Genomic DNA, 17105 nt, shown 5'->3' with positions numbered 1-17105 from the left:
CGCGGCCGGGATGGAGGGCAATGTCGAGATGGCTTTTGCCGACATCGATTCCGGCACAAATCATGCTATTATCGGTCATCTTCGTCGTCCCTGTCTTGGATACGAACCCCAAGGTTCCTGCAACCACACGGGCCAGATGAAGAGCCGGTTGCGATCCTGCTCCCCACAGCCCCTAACGGCTAAGAAGGTGACGATCCGACAACCAGCTGCCGGGCGGGCGGCCACCCGCCCGGCAGGCATAAGTATCCTACATTTTGCTCATCCAAGAAGGTGCCCGAAGGGCGGATGAGGGGGCCGCTGGCGCCAACAGGAGCGAATGCCCGAGCATCAGCAACGGGCAATCCTGATCAAAGCGCTGATATTACGTCACCAATTGATCAAGCCTTGCCAGCTTTCACCTCGAGCACCCGGTTGGCCGCCGAGACGATCGCTTCCAGTGATGCCGCGACGATGTTGGTGTTGATGCCGGCGCCGAAGAGTTTGCCGCCGGGATAGGAGGTCTCGACATAGGAGATCGCCGCCGCGTTCGAGCCGTGCTGCAGCGAATGCTCCGAATAGTCCTCGACCGACATTTCGATGCCGAGATAATGCGACAGTGCGTTGATGAAGCCGTCGATCGGGCCGTTGCCGCGCCCTTCGATGCGCTTGATCTCGCCATTGTCGGTGATTTCAGCGGCAACGATCCGCTGGCCCTTGCGCTCGGTGTCGGGATAGGTGTGGTGGTCGACGAACTTGAGGCGCGCCTCAGGCTGCGTCACGTAGCGCTCGATGAAGCGGTCGTAGATGCGCTTCGAGGGAAGCTCCTTGCCCTCGACGTCGGTGATGCGCTGGATTTCTTCACGGAACTCGACCTGCAGGTTGCGCGGCAGGTTGAGCCCGTAATCCTGCTGCAGGATATAGGCGATGCCGCCCTTGCCGGACTGCGAGTTGATGCGGATGATCGCCTCGTAGGAACGGCCGACATCACGCGGATCGATCGGCAGATAAGGCACTTCCCAGACAGGATGGTTGGCGACCTGTGCGGCCTTCATGCCCTTGTTGATCGCATCCTGATGCGAGCCGGAGAAAGCCGTATAGACCAGCTCGCCGACATAAGGGTGACGCTCGGCAATCGCCATCTGGTTCGAATATTCGAATACCTCCTTGATGCGCTCGATGTTGGAGCAGTCGATCCCGGGATCGACGCCCTGCGTGAACATGTTGAGCGCCATCGTCACGACGTCGACATTGCCGGTGCGCTCGCCATTGCCGAACAGCGTGCCTTCGACGCGGTCGGCGCCTGCCAGCAAGGCCAGTTCGGCGGCGGCGATGCCGGTGCCGCGGTCGTTGTGCGGATGCAGCGAGACGATCAGGTTCTCACGATTGTCGAGGTTGCGGCACATCCATTCGATCTGGTCGGCATAGACGTTCGGCGTCGCCATCTCGACGGTGGACGGCAGGTTGATGATGAGCTTGTTGTCGGGCGTCGGCTTCACCACCTCGATGACGGCGTTGCAGATCTCCAGCGCCACTTCCAGCTCCGTGCCGGTGAAGCTCTCGGGCGAATATTCGAAACGATAGCCGCCGCCGGCCTTGGCGGCCATGTCGGTGATCATCTTGGCGGCATCGACGGCGATCTGCTTGATGCCCTGCACATCCTTGGCGAAAACGACGCGGCGCTGCAGCTCGCTGGTCGAGTTATAGAAATGCACGATCGGCCGGTTTGCGCCTTCCAGCGCTTCGAAGGTGCGTGTGATGAGCTCCGGGCGGCACTGTACCAGCACCTGCAGCGAGACATCGGCGGGCACGTTGCCCTCTTCCACGCACCAGCGGGCGAAATCGAAATCCGTCTGCGAGGCGGAGGGAAAGCCGATCTCGATTTCCTTGAAGCCCATCTCCAGCAGCAAATGGAACATCCGGGCCTTGCGATCGTGGCCCATCGGGTCGACCAGCGCCTGGTTGCCGTCGCGCAGATCGACCGAGCACCACACCGGCGCCTTGGTGATAGTCTTGGTCGGCCAGGTGCGGTCGGGAATATTCACCTGCGGATAGGGCCGGTATTTCATCGCGGCATTGGGCATGCCTTTCGCGGAGGATCGGCTGTTGGTATTGTCCATTGTCTTGTCTCCTCGTCCCGGCATTTGCCCCGCCTCTTAGCCGATCGCATCGGACTTGGCGATAAACAAATGCGGACCTTCGTCGGTCGTTAGGTCAATTTTGAAAGTGAGTCGCGAGGAGCGATACCGGGCGGGCTTTCGGCCGCCGGGCGCTCCTCAACGGACCCGGCAACCGCGCGTAAGGCCGAGGAGAAGAAGCGAGGTCACGGCGCTCGAGACGTCACGCAGGGCGATGCGGCCGCGTGCAATCGTGTCGGAAATCTTGGCGCCAGAGGTCTTCATGGCCGCGCTTATAACCTTGGGCGGTGAAACTGACAAGCCCTCGCAGCCCACCGCCTTCCGTTACTTCGACTGAGACTGTCGTTTCCGAATCGTCACCAGCTGCGACAGCGCGAGCATCAACCCGCCGGCGATCAATCCCCAGAAGGCGCCTGAGATGCCGCCGAACGAAACGCCTGATGCCGTTACGAGGAAAGTGATCGCCGCCGCCTCGCGCGATTCCGGCGCCTGGAAAGCCGACATCGCCGAGGATGAGAAGGCCCCGACCAGCGCCAGCCCCGCCACCGCCTCGATCAGAATAGGCGGCGCCAAGGCGACAAAAGCCGTCACCGCGCCTGCGAGCAGCCCGAGGATCACATAACCGACGCCAGCGATCAGCGACGCCCAATAGCGCCGCTTGGGATCGGCATGGGCGTCATGCCCGGCGCACATTGCCGCGGTGATGGCCGCCAGGTTGACGGCGTGTCCGCCGAAAGGCGCCGACAGCAACGAAAAGAAGCCGGTGACGGCAAAGAGCGGACCTGGCTTCGGATCGTAGTGATTGACCTTCAGCACGGCGATACCGGGAATGTTCTGCGAGGCCATGGTGACGATGAAAAGCGGCAGCGCGATCGAGATGAAGGCTGAGAGGCTGAACACCGGGCGGACGATTTCCGCAGCTGGCACCAGCGATCGTTCGAGCGAGGCGAAAGCGCCGTCGGGAATGTCGACGCCGAAGGCGAGCACCAGCACGAAGGCTGCAAGCGCGGCCGGCACCGCCCAGAGCCGCCTGAACGCGCCGACGACGATCCAGGAAATGACGATCGGCAGACCGAGCAGCGGATTGAAGCCGATCGCCTTCACCGGCGCAAAGCAGAGACCGATCAGCACACCGGCGAGCATCGCATTGGCGAGCGGCGCGGGAATGGCGGCCACCGCCCGGCCGAGCGGCTTGAACAGCCCGGCAATGATGATCAGCACGGCGCAGATCAGGAATGCGCCGACCGCCGCATTGAAGCCGCCCTCGATTGCGCCTGTGCTTGCGAGCAGCGCCGCCCCCGGCGTCGACCAGGCGATGCTGATCGGCAATCGGGTGACGGCGCTGAGCACGATTGCGCAGACGCCCATAGAGATCGACAAGGCCATCAGCCCCGAAGCGGCCTGCGCATCCGTCGCACCCACCGCCTGCAGCCCGTGCAGCACGACGGCGAAAGAGCTGGCGGAGCCGACGAAAGCGGTAAGCAGACCCATGAACAGGGCCTGGACGGAAAAATCTTTGAGCATGGCGGACTCTGAGCTGCTGGAATGGCGCATGGAGCATGATGGTTGCCGCCCGCGCAAGTCCAGATTGAGGGCTTTCCGTCCAGCTCTGCCGGTCGATGACCGCAAGCACCATCCGAAATCAAGACGCCCTCACCCGCGGTCGGCAGGCAAGGGCGTTTCGAAGGTCCGACCGAGAAAACTCAGATGTCGGCTTGCGACGTCACGATCCGCGAGACAAGGCCGTACTCCTTCGCCTCTTCGGCCGAGAGCCAGTAGTCGCGATCCGTGTCCTTGGCGATCTTCTCGAGCGGCTGGCCGGTGGCCTCCGCCATGATCTTGTTCAGGCGCTCGTTCATCTTGATGATCTCACGTGCCTGGATCTCGATATCGGATGCCATGCCGCGCGTGCCGCCCGACGGTTGGTGCAGCAGGAAGCGCGTGTTCGGCAGGCACAGGCGCCTTTCCCTGGGAGCCGCGACATAGATCAGCGCGCCGGCCGAAGCGACCCAGCCGGTGCCGATCATCCACACCTTCGGCTTGATGAACTTGACCATGTCATGGATGGAATCGCCGGATTCGACGTGACCGCCGGGCGAATTGACATAGATGCGAATGTCTTCGTCGCTCGCCGCAGCAAGTGCGACGAGCTGCGAGCAGACCTTCTGCGCCAGTTCCTGGTTGATCGGTCCATAGATGAAGATCGAACGCGACTTGAAAAGATTCGCCTCCGTTTCCTTGCCGAGCGGCAGTTCCTTCGTCTTGTCGTCCTGTTCTTCGTCGTTCATTCGAACCTCTCGGAGATGAATTCGGGTTCCTCGCACATAGTGCGACTCAATGCCTAAAACAATGCGGGAAAAACACAAGGCACCGAAGCGATGGAGATATCCTTAAGAAGCCGCGCACCGTTCCGCAAGCCTTACTGAAATGTAACGGTGGAAGGCTTTGAAAAGCCGGAATCGGTTCCTACCTCACCTCTCACATGGCAACCGCCAAACGAGATCAACAGGAGACCGGACATGTCACCGGAAGAACGCCAATTGCTGACCGCCCTCTTCGACCGCGTGCGCACGGCGCAAGCCCAGCCGCGCGATCGCGAGGCCGAAGCCCTGATCGACCAGGCGACGCGCGAGCAGCCGTCAGCCACTTATTATCTCGCCCAGGCCGTCATCGTGCAGGAAAAGGGGCTTGAAGCAGCCGCCAACCACATCAAGGAACTCGAGGAGCGCGTCCGGCAGTTTGAAGCCGGAGTCAGCGAGCACCACCAGGCCGAACAGGGCGGCGGCTTCCTGAGCTCGATCTTCGGCAATACCCAGACACAGCAGCCCGCGCCTGTCCCCTCCAACCCGGGCCCCTGGGGGCAGCCGTCCCGCGCCTATGACGAGCCGCGCGGCTACGATCGCCCGCAGCAGCAGCCCACCGGCCCCTGGAGCCAGCAGGCCTATGTGCCGTCTGCCGGCGGCAGCTTCCTGCGCGGCGCACTCGGCACAGCCGCGGGTGTTGCCGGCGGCATGCTGCTTGCCAACTCCTTGAGCGGCATCTTCGGCAACCACATGTCCTCGCTCGGCTGGGGCTCGCCTTTCGGCGCCAACCCCTTCGGCAATGTGACCGCGCCAACCGAAGAGACCGTCATCAACAATTATTACGGCAACGACGACGTCCGCCAGGCCTCTGATAATGCCGGTAATGATAATGACGACAATGTGCAGCAGGCCGATTACGACGATGGGGACGATTACAGTGATGACTCGTCCGGCGACGTTACGGATGTTTGAGGTTTAACGGGCGGAAATGGCCGGCAGTTGGTTTTGCATTGCCGCACCGTATCCCGGCCCTTCGCTTGGGCTCGGGCGTTCGTCGCTGCAATCGATTCACTGGATCGATTGCTCGGGCGTTGCCCGACCGCTCCTCAGCCACGGCCACGATAGGTGGCGACGCCCTGCTCCGGCAGCCACACACCTTCCGGCGGCTTACCCGTCTGCCAGAAGACGTCGATCGGAATGCCGCCACGCGGATACCAGTAAGCACCGATGCGAAGCCACTTGGGGTCGAGCAGTTCGACGATGCGCTTGGCGATGTAAATCGAGCAATCCTCGTGGAAGGCGCCGTGATTGCGGAAGGAAAACAGGAAGAGTTTCAGCGACTTCGATTCCACAAGCCATTCGCCGGGGATGTAGTCGATGACGATATGGGCGAAATCCGGCTGCCCCGTCATCGGGCAGAGCGAGGTGAATTCCGGCGCGGTGAAGCGCACGACATAGTCGGTGCCGGCATGATTGGACGGCACTTTTTCCAGCACCGCCTCTTCCGGCGATTTCGCAGTTTCGGTTTGCTGACCCAGCATCGACAGGCTGGAAACATCGGTATTCGGCATCATGCCTCCTTGACGACTTTGACGCGGATGCCATGGGCTTTTTCGCCCTCCGGCTCCACATGAATGGCTATTTTAGCGCCCTCATGCACCGCTCTGATGGCATCCTCAAGGCGGTCGCATATATCATGCGCCTGTCGGACGGACATAGTGCCGGGCACCACCATGTGAAAATCGATGAAAGTGACGGTGCCTGCCCGCCTCGTCTTCAGGTCATGCACGCCGATCGAACCCGCCGCATGGGTGGCGATCGCCTGCTTGATCGCTTCCTCTTCCTGCGGCTCGACCGCCTGGTCCATCAAACCGCTGATCGATTGCGAGATCACCTTCCAGCCTTGATAGAGAATGTTGCAGGCCACGAGGATGGCAAGCACCGGGTCGAAAATCGCATAACCCGTCGCCAGCGCCAGCAGCAGCCCGACGAGCACGCCGACGGATGTCACCACATCCGACATGATATGCTGCCCATCCGCCGCCAGTGCCGCCGAGCGGTATTTGCGCCCGGCGCGGATCAAAAGCCGCGCCCACACCGCATTGATGACGCCAGCCGCCAGATTGATCGCAAGGCCGAGCACCGGTGCATCGAGCATGCGCGGCGCAGCGAGATAGCCGACCGCCTCGTTGACGATCAGCAGCGCGGCGACGACAATCAGCACGCCCTCGGTGACGGCAGAGAGATATTCCGCCTTGTGATGGCCGAAGGGATGGTCGTGATCGGCCGGCTTCTGCGCATAGCGGATGACGAAGAAAGCGATGAACGCGGCAACGACGTTAACCGTCGATTCAAGCCCGTCCGACAGCAGCGCCACCGAGCCGGTGACCCACCAGGCCACCATCTTCAGCCCCATGACGCCGAGCGACAACGGAATCCCCCACATCGCCAGCTTCCGAACCGTCAGATCGCCGTTGTCGCTCATATCGTCCTCCTGCGGTTGCGAATGAATTGCAGGGTCTAAGCCATTGAAATGCAAAACCGCCCACGCGAATGTCGCGAAGGCGGCCCAGTTGAGGGTGATATGGGCGATGATGGAGGATTTGTCAAAGAGAATGACACGTCCCTCACAGATGTTGCCCCCCGACAGACCGGCGCGGGCGCAGGATGCGCAATCCCGCTACAGCGCCGAGAGAGCCGGATCGGGCTGGACAGACTGCGGCCACCGCAGAAGAGCGGCCTGTCCCGCCGGCGTCAGGGCATAGACGCCCTTTTCCTGGCGCTCGAACCATCCGTAGACATTGTCGCGCAGGATCGGACCGGCCTTCGGCATAAGCGCCTTCATATCCCGCGGGCGCACAATTCCCCGGTCGAGCGCGGCCGCGCAGAGCAGCGCCTGCTGTCGATAGGCCGTCATGATCGGCGCCCGCGAGCCGCCGCCAACGGCAGGATCGCCGCGACGGCGCTGATGCTCCTTGACGAGGCGTGAACGCCGCTTGGGATTGGTGCGCGGCATCGGCGAAATGGAACTGACGATGACGCTGACCTCGCCGCCATCCGAGACGCCGAGCATGCCGATGCCGAGCCGCCGGCAGAGGTCGCGGTAGCGCTTGTCCGTCTCTCGCCCGCGCCCCTTGGCCGAAACGCGCGCCGCGATCCAGACCTCATCGCTCATCGCCGCGCGATCGACCGCCTGGAGAAGCAGTTCGAGGTTGAAGGTGAGCTTCAGTTCGCAGACGACCACGACCGGCGGCTCGCCATCGCTCAAGCCAACGAGATCGCATCCACCGACCTCGCCCTTGACGGCATAACCGGCTGCCTCCAGGAAGGTTTTGACCGGCAGGTAGAGCGATGTCTCCATGGGAAATCGCGCTCAGGCAGCGTTGAGATCGGCAATCTCGCCATATCGCGCGAGCAGTCGCGGGGAACTCATGTCGCCGGTTTCCTCGTCGACGATGACGGCGTAGGCCGCGACCCCGACGAAACGCTCGGCCATCGCCGAAGCGATCTTTTCCGCGCTGACGGCATTCGATGCCTGGCGCATTTCGCCGGGCACAAGATTGCCGCGGTTCTTGCGGTAAGGGAGAACGATGAACTTTTCAGCATTGGCCACGGTGATGGGTTCCGGTTGATCGTTCCTGAAATGTTCTGATTTGACTGATAAAGTCAACCGCTTTGAAGGACCACCTGCCGGGTTGCCCTGTCATATCCAGGTCGGAATGCCCGCCTGCCCTTCGAGGCTTCGCCTCCGGCCACGCAGGGCGAGGCTATCTTGAGCGCTGGAGCAGCAATTGCCGCAGAACCCTGCTGCGCCCCACATCCGGCTGCCGTCACCTTCTCCCCGCCAGCGCCGCCAGCGGGGAGAAGGGAACACGCCGCAACCTCTCCGTTCCTCGTTGGCCTCCCGGGGGCACGTCCGCTCGCCCCGTTTTACAGGGAGAGGGTTAGGGTGAGGGGCAATAGCCGCCTCCTCGAACGTCCTTTATCTGAGGCGCGATCCGCTGGATCGCCTCGAAGGACACGCTCGACGCCGCTTCTAAGCCCCCTTCCCGTGATCAGGAAAGGCAAACCGGAATTGCCAATCAAGCCGCCTTCGTCTTCACCTTGCGCGCCAGATGCGCCACGACGTTCTCGATCATCCGCATGCCGGCATCTCCGCCGAGCGTCATGATCGATTCCGGGTGGAACTGCACCGCGGCGATCGGCTCCTTGGCATGTTCGATGCCCATGATCGTGCCGTCTTCGCTTTCAGCCGTGATGATGAATTCACGCGGCAGCGTCGAGGGATCGGCGAAAATCGAGTGGTAGCGGCCGACGGTCACCTCCTTCGAAAGGCCGGAGAAGACGATGCCCGGCTCCAGCACGCGGATGCGCGACGGCTTGCCGTGCATCGGCAGGGCCAGATGACGCAGTTCCCCGCCATAGGCTTCGGCGAGCGCCTGCAGGCCAAGGCAGACGCCGAAGATCGGCAGGTTGCGCGCCCGCGCCTTCTTGATCGTCGTCTTGCAGTCGAAATCCTTGGGCGTCCCCGGCCCGGGCGACAGCACGACGAGATCGGGGTTCAGCCGGTCGAAGATCTCCTCCGGCACTGGCGTGCGCACGGTCGAAACCGTCGCTCCCGTCTGGCGGAAATAATTGGCCAGCGTATGAACGAAGCTGTCCTCATGGTCGACGAGCAGGATGCTGACGCCCTTGCCAACGGAAGCAACGTCGCGCTGAATCTTGCCGGAATTGCCGATCTTGGCGTCTCGGATGGCGGAAAGCATGGCGGAGGCCTTCAGTTCGGTTTCGGCTTCTTCTTCGTGCGGGTCGGAATCGTTGAGTAGTGTCGCGCCGGCGCGCACTTCGGCGATGCCGTCCTTGATGCGCACCGTGCGCAGCGTCAGGCCGGTATTCATGTCGCCGTTGAAGCCGACCATGCCGATCGCCCCACCATACCATGCGCGCGGGCTCTTTTCATGGCTCTCGATGAAGCGCATCGCCCAGAGCTTCGGTGCACCGGTGACGGTGACCGCCCAGGCGTGACTGAGGAACCCATCGAAGGCATCCATGTCGTCGCGCAGCCGCCCCTCGATATGATCCACCGTGTGGATGAGGCGCGAATACATTTCGATCTGCCGGCGGCCGATCACCTTGACCGAACCCGGTTCGCAGACACGGCTCTTGTCGTTGCGGTCGACATCCGAGCACATGGTCAGCTCGGATTCATCCTTCTTCGAATTCAGAAGCTTCAGGATCTGCTCGCTGTCGGCGATCGGATCGTCGCCGCGCTTGATCGTGCCCGAGATCGGGCAGGTCTCGATGCGGCGGCCGGAGACGCGCACGAACATCTCGGGCGAGGCGCCGACCAGATATTCCTGATTGCCGAGATTGATGAAGAAGGAATAGGGCGACGGATTGATCGCCTTCAGCCGCTTGGAAATGTCGGAAGGCTTGCTTTCGCAGCGCTCCATGAATTTCTGCCCCGGCACGACCTCGAAGAGATCGCCCTTGCGGAAGCTTTCCTTCGCCTTGACGACGAGTTCGGCATATTCGCCCGGCCGATGGTCGCTCTTCGGCGGAATGGCATCCGTCTGTTTGAAGGGTTCCGGCGCGATTTGCTCTGCCTTGCCCTCGGTCGTCACGCCGCCTTTCTCGAAATCATAGCGGTCGATCCAGGCTTTGGCAGCGTAATTGTCGACGACGAGGATCTCGTCCGGCAGGTAGAGCACCATGTCGCGCTGGTCGGAAGGCCGCTTGAGCTTCAGATCGATCGCGTCGAACTGGAAGGCGATGTCGTAGCCGAAGGCGCCGTAGAGCCCGAGGCTCGCATCCGCCTGGGAATAGAAGAGGTCGGTCACGGCGCGTAGCACGGTGAAAACCGTCGGCATCTTCGAGCGTTCCTCTTCGGTAAACACCCGATCCGGCGCTTTGACGGAGAGATCGAGGCGGCGGGCGGAGGAAGCGCCGAGCACGAGATCGGACACTGTCTTCAGCCGCTCCGTCACGAAGCCGAGGAGGACCTCGCCGCGCTCGTTATAGGCCTCGATCCAGACGTCGCGCCCGAAGGAGGAGATGCCGAGCGGCGGATCGACGACGGCGGTGTCCCAGCGCGTATAACGGCCCGGATATTCGTAGTTCGACGAGAACACCGCGCCGCGGCGTTCGTCGAGCTTATCGATATAGGAGGAGACCGCATCGCCGTAAGGGATCGCCCGACGCTGCCGGGTGACGGATATGCCGCCCTTGGTCTCGTAGATTTCCGCACCATCATCCCGCAGGATCGTTACCATTGTTCCACTCCGTTATCGGGCCCGGACGACAGGCAGCGATAAAACAAAAAAGCCGCCTCGAAGTTTCGGGCGGCTCACTCGTCGTCGTCTTTGGACACGATTGGTCGAGGCCGCCTCAGCGAGCCCACCACCAAACAGCAATGTTCAAGGACGTGATCATGGAAAAATTGTTAGCCTGAGATCAGCCGCCGCGCAAGAGGCGATTGCGCAATGAAAAAGGGCGGCCCGAAAACCGCCCCTCCCCAGCCGTGAAGGTGTGTCGCCGGCAGTCAGAAGGTCTTCGTGAGCGACACCTTGAAGGTACGGCCCGGCTCGGAATACCAATCACGAGGCTGCGATGCGGTCGAGACCAGGTTGACGTCGCGTAGGGCCAGCGCGTTGAAATATTTCTGGTCGAAAACATTGTAGACACCGGCTTGAACGCGTAGGCCCGGCAACTGTTCCGGCGTCCACCAGCCGGTCAAGTCGACAATTGCGTAACCGGGTGCATTGAGATGGTCGGTGAGCATGCCGGCAGATAGCGTCGAAGACAGATCGAAGCCGAAGGTGTCATTGCTCCAGCCGCCGCCGACAATCGCCTTGAACGGCGCCACCGAGTGCCGGCGCTGGGTGGTTTCTTCATTCCTGCCGTAGGCATAGGCAAGCGAGGCATGCAGATTGATGCCGTTATTGAAGCCTTGCACAATTGCAACGAAAACCGCTCTCATGCGTTGCTTCTAGCCACCAATACTAGGAACCGGATGGATTGAGAAAATTTTCGACATTGGCGATCCTGCTTGCCGCTACCGCCTTTCTTGCCGGCGCCCGCCTGCCCCCCCACGGTCCATTGCCCGAGCCGCGGCCCGATGCCGGGCAGACGACCCGTCGCACTCCACCGTCCTCGGAAAAAGCGGAACCCTCCGCGCCTGAGCAGGTGCCGACCCCTCAGCCGAAACCTGAGGTAAAGGAGCCGGAGACATCCGAACCGGACCAGCCGCCTGCTCCTTCAGCCGAACCGGCAAAGCCTGAGCCTGCAGAACCCATGCAGGGACCGCCGCTTCCGCCGGGCCAGGTCGAAAGCCCGCAGACTCCGCCGGAAGAAAAGCCGCCCGGCGAGCAGACGCTTGAAGAGCAGCAACTGACGATCGAATCCGAAAGCGACGCTGAGCATGCCGAATGCACGGCCGCACTCAAGGAGTTGGGTGTCGTCTTCAAGGAAACGCCGCGCATCGATGACGGCAACGGCTGCGGCATCGACAAACCGATCATCGTCTCCGAAGCTCTGCCCGGTATCGCCCTCAAGCCGGAGGCAACGATCCGCTGCCCGGCGGCACTCGCACTTGCCCGCTGGATGAAGGAGAGCGTCATCCCTGCCGCTTCCGCCGCCCTGCCTGAGCAGGGCCGTATCACCGCCGTTAACCAGGCTACCGCCTATATGTGCCGTCTGCGCAACGGCGCCGAAACAGGCAAGATCTCCGAACACGCCCGCGGCAACGCCATCGATATTGCCAGCTTCCATTTCGAAAAGGGCGAGGATGTCGCTGTCCGCTCCCGCCGCGAGGACTCGACACTTACCGGCGCCTTCCAGCGCGTCGTCAGCGCCGCCGGCTGCCTCTATTTCACCACCGTCCTCGACCCCGAAAGCGACGCGGCCCACGAAACCCATTTCCATCTCGACGTCATCGAAAGGAAGGGCGGCTATCGTTATTGTCATTGACGGTTGAAGGGGTAGAATCCCGTCATCAAGCGAGAACTGGCGGGGAACGGAGACGGTGCGGCATATCCTCTTCTACCCTCGGGAGAAGGGAGGATCGAGAGGCCGCATCCCGTCCCTTCCCCACGCCTAATCAGAACAACCCCTCAATATAACCCTGCCCATTCAAAAAAATCCGTTCCGCTGAGGGCGATTTCGGCAGGCCAGGCATCGTCATGATCTCGCCGGTGATGGCGACAACGAAGCCGGCGCCGGCTGAAAGCCGCACCTCGCGCACCGAAACGATGTGGCCTTCCGGCGCGCCGCGCAGGTTCGGATCGGTGGAGAAGGAATATTGCGTCTTCGCCATGCAGACCGGCAGCTTGCCGTAGCCCTGCTCCTCCCATGTCTGCAACTGATCGCGCACCGCCTTGTCGGCGGTCACCTCGCCCGCATGGTAGATCTTCGAGGCGACGATCTCGATCTTCTCGAACAGCGAAATGTCGTCGCCGTAGAGCGGCTGGAATTTCGCTTGACCCGATTCGGCCAGTTCCACCACCTTATGCGCCAGTTCCTCGATGCCGGCCGAACCTTTGGCCCAGTGTTGGCAGAGGATCGCTTCGGCGCCGAGCCGCGAGACGAATTCCTTCACCGCCGCGATCTCCGCATCGGTATCTGTGACGAAATGATTGATCGCGACGACGACGGGCACGCCGAAGCGGCGCACATTGGCAACGTGCCGGCCAAGATTGGCGCAGCCCTTCTTCAGCGCTGCGACGTCCTCCATGCCGAGATTCTCCTTCTTCACGCCGCCATTCATCTTCAGCGCCCGGATGGTCGCGACGATGACGGCCGCGTCCGGCTTCAGCCCGGCCTTGCGGCATTTGATGTTGAAGAATTTTTCAGCCCCGAGATCGGCCCCGAATCCCGCTTCCGTCACGACATACTCTCCGAGCTTCAACGCCGTCTTCGTCGCCGTCACCGAATTACAGCCATGGGCGATATTGGCGAACGGGCCGCCATGCACGAAGGCCGGGTTGTTTTCCAGCGTCTGCACCAGGTTCGGCTGCATTGCATCCTTTAGCAGCACGGCCATGGCGCCGTCGGCTTTCAGGTCGCGCGCATGCACCGGCGTCTTGTCGAAGCGGTAGCCGATGATGATGTCGCCGAGCCGCCGCTCCAGATCCTTGAGGTCGGTGGCGAGGCAGAGGATCGCCATCACTTCGGAGGCGACGGTGATGTCGAAGCCGCCCTGGCGTGGAAAACCGTTGGCGACGCCGCCGAGAGAGGAGACCATGCTGCGCAGCGCCCGGTCGTTCATGTCCATGACACGCCGCCAGGTGATGCGGCGGATGTCGATATTCTCTTCGTTGCCCCAATAGATGTGGTTGTCGATCATCGCAGCCAGCAGATTGTGGGCCGAGGTGATCGCATGGAAATCGCCGGTAAAATGCAGGTTGATGTCTTCCATCGGCACAACCTGCGCATAACCGCCGCCGGCCGCCCCGCCCTTGACGCCGAAGCAGGGACCGAGCGACGCCTCGCGGATGCAGACGATCGCTTTCTTGCCGATCCGGTTCAGCCCGTCGCCGAGGCCGACGGTCGTTGTCGTCTTGCCTTCGCCCGCCGGCGTCGGATTGATCGCCGTGACAAGGATCAGCTTGCCGTCCTTCTTGACCGCCTGCGCCGCGATGAACTCGGCGCTGACCTTTGCCTTGTCGTGACCATAGGGGGCGAGCTGCTCGGCCGCGATGCCGAGCTTTGCCCCGATCTCGAAGATCGGCCTCTTGGCCGCGGCGCGCGCGATTTCAATATCGGATTTGATGGATGGCATGGATGTCCCCCGTCCCGGCCTTTCGCATGCGCGAAAGCGCTTGTCCTCGCGACTGGGATAGCGAAATATCGGCATGCTGTGAATAGCGCTCGCCTTGCGGCCGCCGCGCTGGATCATGGGAAAGCATGATGCGTAGATTCAAATGTTACTGCGTCCCTTTCGCATCCGGCAAGACGCGCGGCGCTGTCGGGCATTGGAGACTTTGCTTCGCCTCTGGCCCACAGATATGCAAGCCGGGCTCTTCATCATAAGGAATGATGCCATTGATGACGCCAAGCTTGAACGCTTCAGAGGGAAGCATAATCGCTTGATCGATTGCCGTCTCGAGCATCATCGTCTGGTATGGCTCGGCACTGACGCCCATCTCGTCGAAATAGCCGAAGAATTTCGCATATTCAGTCGTCTTGGGTCTGACGAGGCCGATGGCTGAATATCCGGCGGTCCGCGGCGCTCCGCTCATCAAGACAAGAGTACAGGTCGAAAGGCAATACGCACCACTGGTAAAGACTTCGCCCTCGGTCAGCCCGCTTTCAGCGGCGCCGGCTTTGCAACGCGGGTCCTGCTTTGGACAATTCGGCAACTGCGATCTGCCGATCGAGGTCTCCAGACCTGCAGCGCGGACCATACGCCCCATAGCGAAAGCCGCATCCATATCCCCGCCATTGGACTGAAGGACGATCGGGAGTTTCCTTTCGCCGAGCGTCTTCAAGATCGCTTCCAGCTGAGCCGGCGTATCCGGCGTGATGTCTCCATCCGCGGAAATCCATTGTGTGCACTCTTCCCGACAATTGCCATTGGACATCAGGAGAAAATCCATGGGCCGTGTTTTCGACAGGCTCTCGCTTGCGCCTCCGGACGCATTCTGCACGGGTGTCTCGGATACCGGCGCCTCAGCCGCAGACGTCTTGACCGCCCGATGTCCGTGGCAGACAGCCTCGGCGGTTGCATCCGGTGCGCAAAGCGGCATTCCCGGCCACTCGCTGTAAGACAGCATGCCGGTCATGAGGCCTATTCGAATTGCCTCTGCGGGCGGCACGATCTTGATGCTGTCCGGCTTGGCGCTCATCATATGGTCCACCAGATCCTTATCGACCCCCATCTCCTTCAAATAGGCCATTAGGGCAATGCTGGCCTTCTTGCCGAGCTTGGTGGAGCTGCTCTGCCCGGCCGACTTGCGCCCGACTTCCTTGCGGGAGATTTCTTTCCTCCTGCCGTTCACGATCTTGTATTCGATACGGTAGGAAACGCGCACCCTGTTATAGATCGTCGTGATCTGGTGAACACCGATGAACGCCCATTGCGACGCGACACGCGACGTACCGCCCGCAAACGCCAGCGGGCAGGCGGAAAAACAATATGCGCCGTCCGAATAGGTGTTACCAAGCGCGGTCCCGTCCTTTGCGATGGCGGCAGCGCAGCGCAGATCGTCCGGCGGGCAATCCTTCAGCCTGGTGCCGCCTACTGCCGTTTCCAGACCCGCTTTGCGGATCATCCGGCCCATCGCATAGGCGGCATCGACATCACCGCCCTCGGAACGGAAGACGATCGGCGGCTTTCGGTTACCGATCTTCTTGAGGATTTTTCGCAGTTGCGCGGGCGTGTCGGAGGTTATGCGTCCCTCTGCCGATATCCATCCCGGACAGTCCTCCATGCAGAGAAGATGGTGCACGAGGATGAAGCGCATCGGCGGCTGCCCTGCCGCCTTCGGCGCGGCTGCCTGCGAGGTCGCGGCATCGATCGGCAGGTTCAACAAAAGAAAAGCAAGTATTGCCAGAGAAAACAGATGCTTAAAATGCAGGGAGAATGCAAAGCGCACGATTAAATCGCCTCAGTTATACATGTTAATACACCTACCAATTGCATCGTGCCGCAGCAAGCCAGTTTTCGGCGCCTCTCGGCGCCCCGGCTCTTCCGGCGTGATTCTCTTCCTGCCCGGAGCAGGCGGTATCCACAGCTGTCCCGCCGCAGCAGAAGTCAAAGATACCACAACGCTACTTGCGCAGGCCGCAACTCAACCGGGGCGCGCGCAGTCGTAACTATTTCTGCGCCTTTCGACCTAATCGGCTTGAGATAAGGCAATTGGGGCTAGCATCCGGCAGTGTTTGTGTATTTGATAGCGTTAACATTGAGGCTGCCGGGGCGTAAAAATGTCTTACATGACCACCTCTGAAAGACAGTCGTTGCTTTCGGCGGAACTTTCTGTTGCAGGAACACGCGGCCTGTTTGCACAAGGACTCGGCAGAGTCTCCGCGGCCTTCGGACTGTCCTATGCGACGCTGATGCACGCGCCCTCGCCGGAAGATCTCCTCCTGAAACCGCTGCTGATCGAAAGCTCGCTTCCCGCGGCCTATATCAGAGATTTCGATCGCGCCAACATGATGCGTGGTTGCCCTTTCGGCGTACGGTTGAGGGAGTCGGCCGTGCCGCAGGCCTGGCACCTCAACGATACCGTCAATGCACAGGCCTTTCCGGCCGAGCTGCGCGCCTTGATGCTGCGCCATGCGATACCTGCAGGCGTTGCCATGCCGACCATTGCAGTCGATGGCCGGCGCCTGGTCTTCTGGTTCTGCGGCGAACGTGCGGCGCTCGGCCAGAGCGAAGTCAACGAGCTGGCGATCATCATCCTGCATGCCCTCGACGCATTCAATGCGGTCAGGCGCAACGAGGAAAATGCGCACAATGCGCTGTCGGCGCGGGAACTTGAAGTCGTGCGCTGGACGGCACAGGGCAAGACCTCGATCGAGATCGGCCAGATCCTGGCTCTCTCCGATCATACGGTGAATGCCTATATGACCAATGCGATCAAAAAACTCGATTGCGTCAATCGCACCCAGTTGGTAGCAAAAGCAATTCGATTGAAGCTGATCAGCTGAAAAATCAGAAGAGGGTCAGCACGTCGTCCCGTGAATT

The 17105-nt window shown here is 61.5% G+C and carries 14 protein-coding genes and 1 pseudogene; 3 read left to right on the top strand and 12 right to left on the bottom strand.

Annotated features, from left to right (window positions below; genetic code table 11):
- Positions 1-377: 377 nt before the first annotated feature.
- The 4 genes from leuA to B5E41_RS10170 all read right to left on the bottom strand — a co-directional run bounded on the left by leuA (position 378) and on the right by B5E41_RS10170 (position 4402).
- Entirely contained in the window at positions 378-2096 is a 1719-nt protein-coding gene (gene leuA / locus B5E41_RS10180; RefSeq protein WP_088393225.1) for a 2-isopropylmalate synthase, read from the bottom strand.
- 156 nt (positions 2097-2252) lie between these two features.
- Positions 2253-2378, bottom strand: a complete 126-nt coding sequence (locus tag B5E41_RS32560) for a hypothetical protein (protein WP_257784615.1) — start codon at positions 2376-2378, stop codon at positions 2253-2255.
- A gap of 60 nt (positions 2379-2438) precedes the next feature.
- Complete coding sequence (locus tag B5E41_RS10175) at positions 2439-3668, bottom strand: benzoate/H(+) symporter BenE family transporter (protein ID WP_088393223.1); 1230 nt, start codon at positions 3666-3668, stop codon at positions 2439-2441.
- 149 nt (positions 3669-3817) lie between these two features.
- Positions 3818-4402, bottom strand: a complete 585-nt coding sequence (locus B5E41_RS10170) for an ATP-dependent Clp protease proteolytic subunit (protein WP_088393221.1) — start codon at positions 4400-4402, stop codon at positions 3818-3820.
- A 231-nt stretch (positions 4403-4633) separates the two neighbouring features.
- Here B5E41_RS10170 and B5E41_RS10165 point away from each other — a divergent pair, with 231 nt between their 5' ends.
- Positions 4634-5389, top strand: a complete 756-nt coding sequence (locus B5E41_RS10165) for a DUF2076 domain-containing protein (protein ID WP_088393219.1) — start codon at positions 4634-4636, stop codon at positions 5387-5389.
- Positions 5390-5523: 134 nt separating this feature from the next.
- Here the strand turns inward: B5E41_RS10165 and queF are convergent, their stop codons facing one another.
- The 6 genes and pseudogenes from queF to B5E41_RS10135 form a co-directional block, all read right to left on the bottom strand.
- Positions 5524-5988 (bottom strand): preQ(1) synthase, encoded by a 465-nt coding sequence (queF, locus tag B5E41_RS10160; protein WP_064810998.1) that lies wholly within the window; start codon positions 5986-5988, stop codon positions 5524-5526.
- The gene (emfA, locus tag B5E41_RS10155) at positions 5988-6902 is read right to left on the bottom strand and encodes a CDF family cation efflux transporter EmfA (RefSeq protein ID WP_088393217.1); all 915 of its coding nucleotides are present in this window, start codon (positions 6900-6902) and stop codon (positions 5988-5990) included. The genes queF and emfA overlap by 1 nt, the downstream gene beginning before the upstream one ends.
- Positions 6903-7097: 195 nt before the next feature.
- Entirely contained in the window at positions 7098-7778 is a 681-nt protein-coding gene (locus B5E41_RS10150; RefSeq protein WP_088393215.1) for a DUF2161 domain-containing phosphodiesterase, read from the bottom strand.
- 12 nt (positions 7779-7790) lie between these two features.
- Positions 7791-8030 (bottom strand): hypothetical protein, encoded by a 240-nt coding sequence (locus B5E41_RS10145; RefSeq protein ID WP_064695947.1) that lies wholly within the window; start codon positions 8028-8030, stop codon positions 7791-7793.
- Between the two features lie 469 nt (positions 8031-8499).
- Complete coding sequence (locus B5E41_RS10140; RefSeq protein ID WP_088393213.1) at positions 8500-10689, bottom strand: anthranilate synthase; 2190 nt, start codon at positions 10687-10689, stop codon at positions 8500-8502.
- Between the two features lie 269 nt (positions 10690-10958).
- Positions 10959-11363 (bottom strand): annotated as a pseudogene (locus B5E41_RS10135) (TonB-dependent hemoglobin/transferrin/lactoferrin family receptor); the annotation flags it as partial.
- Between the two features lie 71 nt (positions 11364-11434).
- Here B5E41_RS10135 and B5E41_RS10130 point away from each other — a divergent pair.
- Positions 11435-12385 (top strand): extensin-like domain-containing protein, encoded by a 951-nt coding sequence (locus tag B5E41_RS10130; RefSeq protein ID WP_088393212.1) that lies wholly within the window; start codon positions 11435-11437, stop codon positions 12383-12385.
- Positions 12386-12515: 130 nt separating this feature from the next.
- Here the strand turns inward: B5E41_RS10130 and B5E41_RS10125 are convergent, their stop codons facing one another.
- A complete protein-coding gene (locus B5E41_RS10125; protein WP_088393271.1) occupies positions 12516-14195 on the bottom strand; it encodes a formate--tetrahydrofolate ligase in 1680 nt (559 codons plus the stop codon).
- Between the two features lie 145 nt (positions 14196-14340).
- Entirely contained in the window at positions 14341-16011 is a 1671-nt protein-coding gene (locus B5E41_RS10120) for a COG3904 family protein (RefSeq protein ID WP_088393210.1), read from the bottom strand.
- Between the two features lie 331 nt (positions 16012-16342).
- Here B5E41_RS10120 and B5E41_RS10115 point away from each other — a divergent pair, with 331 nt between their 5' ends.
- Positions 16343-17068: a helix-turn-helix transcriptional regulator gene (locus tag B5E41_RS10115; protein ID WP_088393208.1), complete on the top strand. Its 726-nt coding sequence runs from the start codon at positions 16343-16345 to the stop codon at positions 17066-17068.
- Positions 17069-17105: the final 37 nt, after the last annotated feature.

Source organism: Rhizobium esperanzae (assembly GCF_002204185.1).
GTDB lineage: Bacteria > Pseudomonadota > Alphaproteobacteria > Rhizobiales > Rhizobiaceae > Rhizobium > Rhizobium esperanzae.
Note: the sequence above shows the minus strand (reverse complement) of the source record. Positions and strands in the feature narration are given on the sequence as shown.

What these genes read in the sequence shown, in the direction of transcription:
- queF (WP_064810998.1), bottom strand. Translation starts at nt 5,988, where the DNA reads ATGCCGAATACCGATGTTTCCAGCCTGTCGATGCTGGGTCAGCAAACC.
- B5E41_RS10115 (WP_088393208.1), top strand. Translation starts at nt 16,343, where the DNA reads ATGTCTTACATGACCACCTCTGAAAGACAGTCGTTGCTTTCGGCGGAA.
- B5E41_RS10175 (WP_088393223.1), bottom strand. Translation starts at nt 3,668, where the DNA reads ATGCGCCATTCCAGCAGCTCAGAGTCCGCCATGCTCAAAGATTTTTCC.
- B5E41_RS10165 (WP_088393219.1), top strand. Translation starts at nt 4,634, where the DNA reads ATGTCACCGGAAGAACGCCAATTGCTGACCGCCCTCTTCGACCGCGTG.
- leuA (WP_088393225.1), bottom strand. Translation starts at nt 2,096, where the DNA reads ATGGACAATACCAACAGCCGATCCTCCGCGAAAGGCATGCCCAATGCC.
- B5E41_RS10170 (WP_088393221.1), bottom strand. Translation starts at nt 4,402, where the DNA reads ATGAACGACGAAGAACAGGACGACAAGACGAAGGAACTGCCGCTCGGC.
- B5E41_RS10140 (WP_088393213.1), bottom strand. Translation starts at nt 10,689, where the DNA reads ATGGTAACGATCCTGCGGGATGATGGTGCGGAAATCTACGAGACCAAG.
- B5E41_RS10125 (WP_088393271.1), bottom strand. Translation starts at nt 14,195, where the DNA reads ATGCCATCCATCAAATCCGATATTGAAATCGCGCGCGCCGCGGCCAAG.
- emfA (WP_088393217.1), bottom strand. Translation starts at nt 6,902, where the DNA reads ATGAGCGACAACGGCGATCTGACGGTTCGGAAGCTGGCGATGTGGGGG.
- B5E41_RS32560 (WP_257784615.1), bottom strand. Translation starts at nt 2,378, where the DNA reads ATGAAGACCTCTGGCGCCAAGATTTCCGACACGATTGCACGCGGCCGC.
- B5E41_RS10150 (WP_088393215.1), bottom strand. Translation starts at nt 7,778, where the DNA reads ATGGAGACATCGCTCTACCTGCCGGTCAAAACCTTCCTGGAGGCAGCC.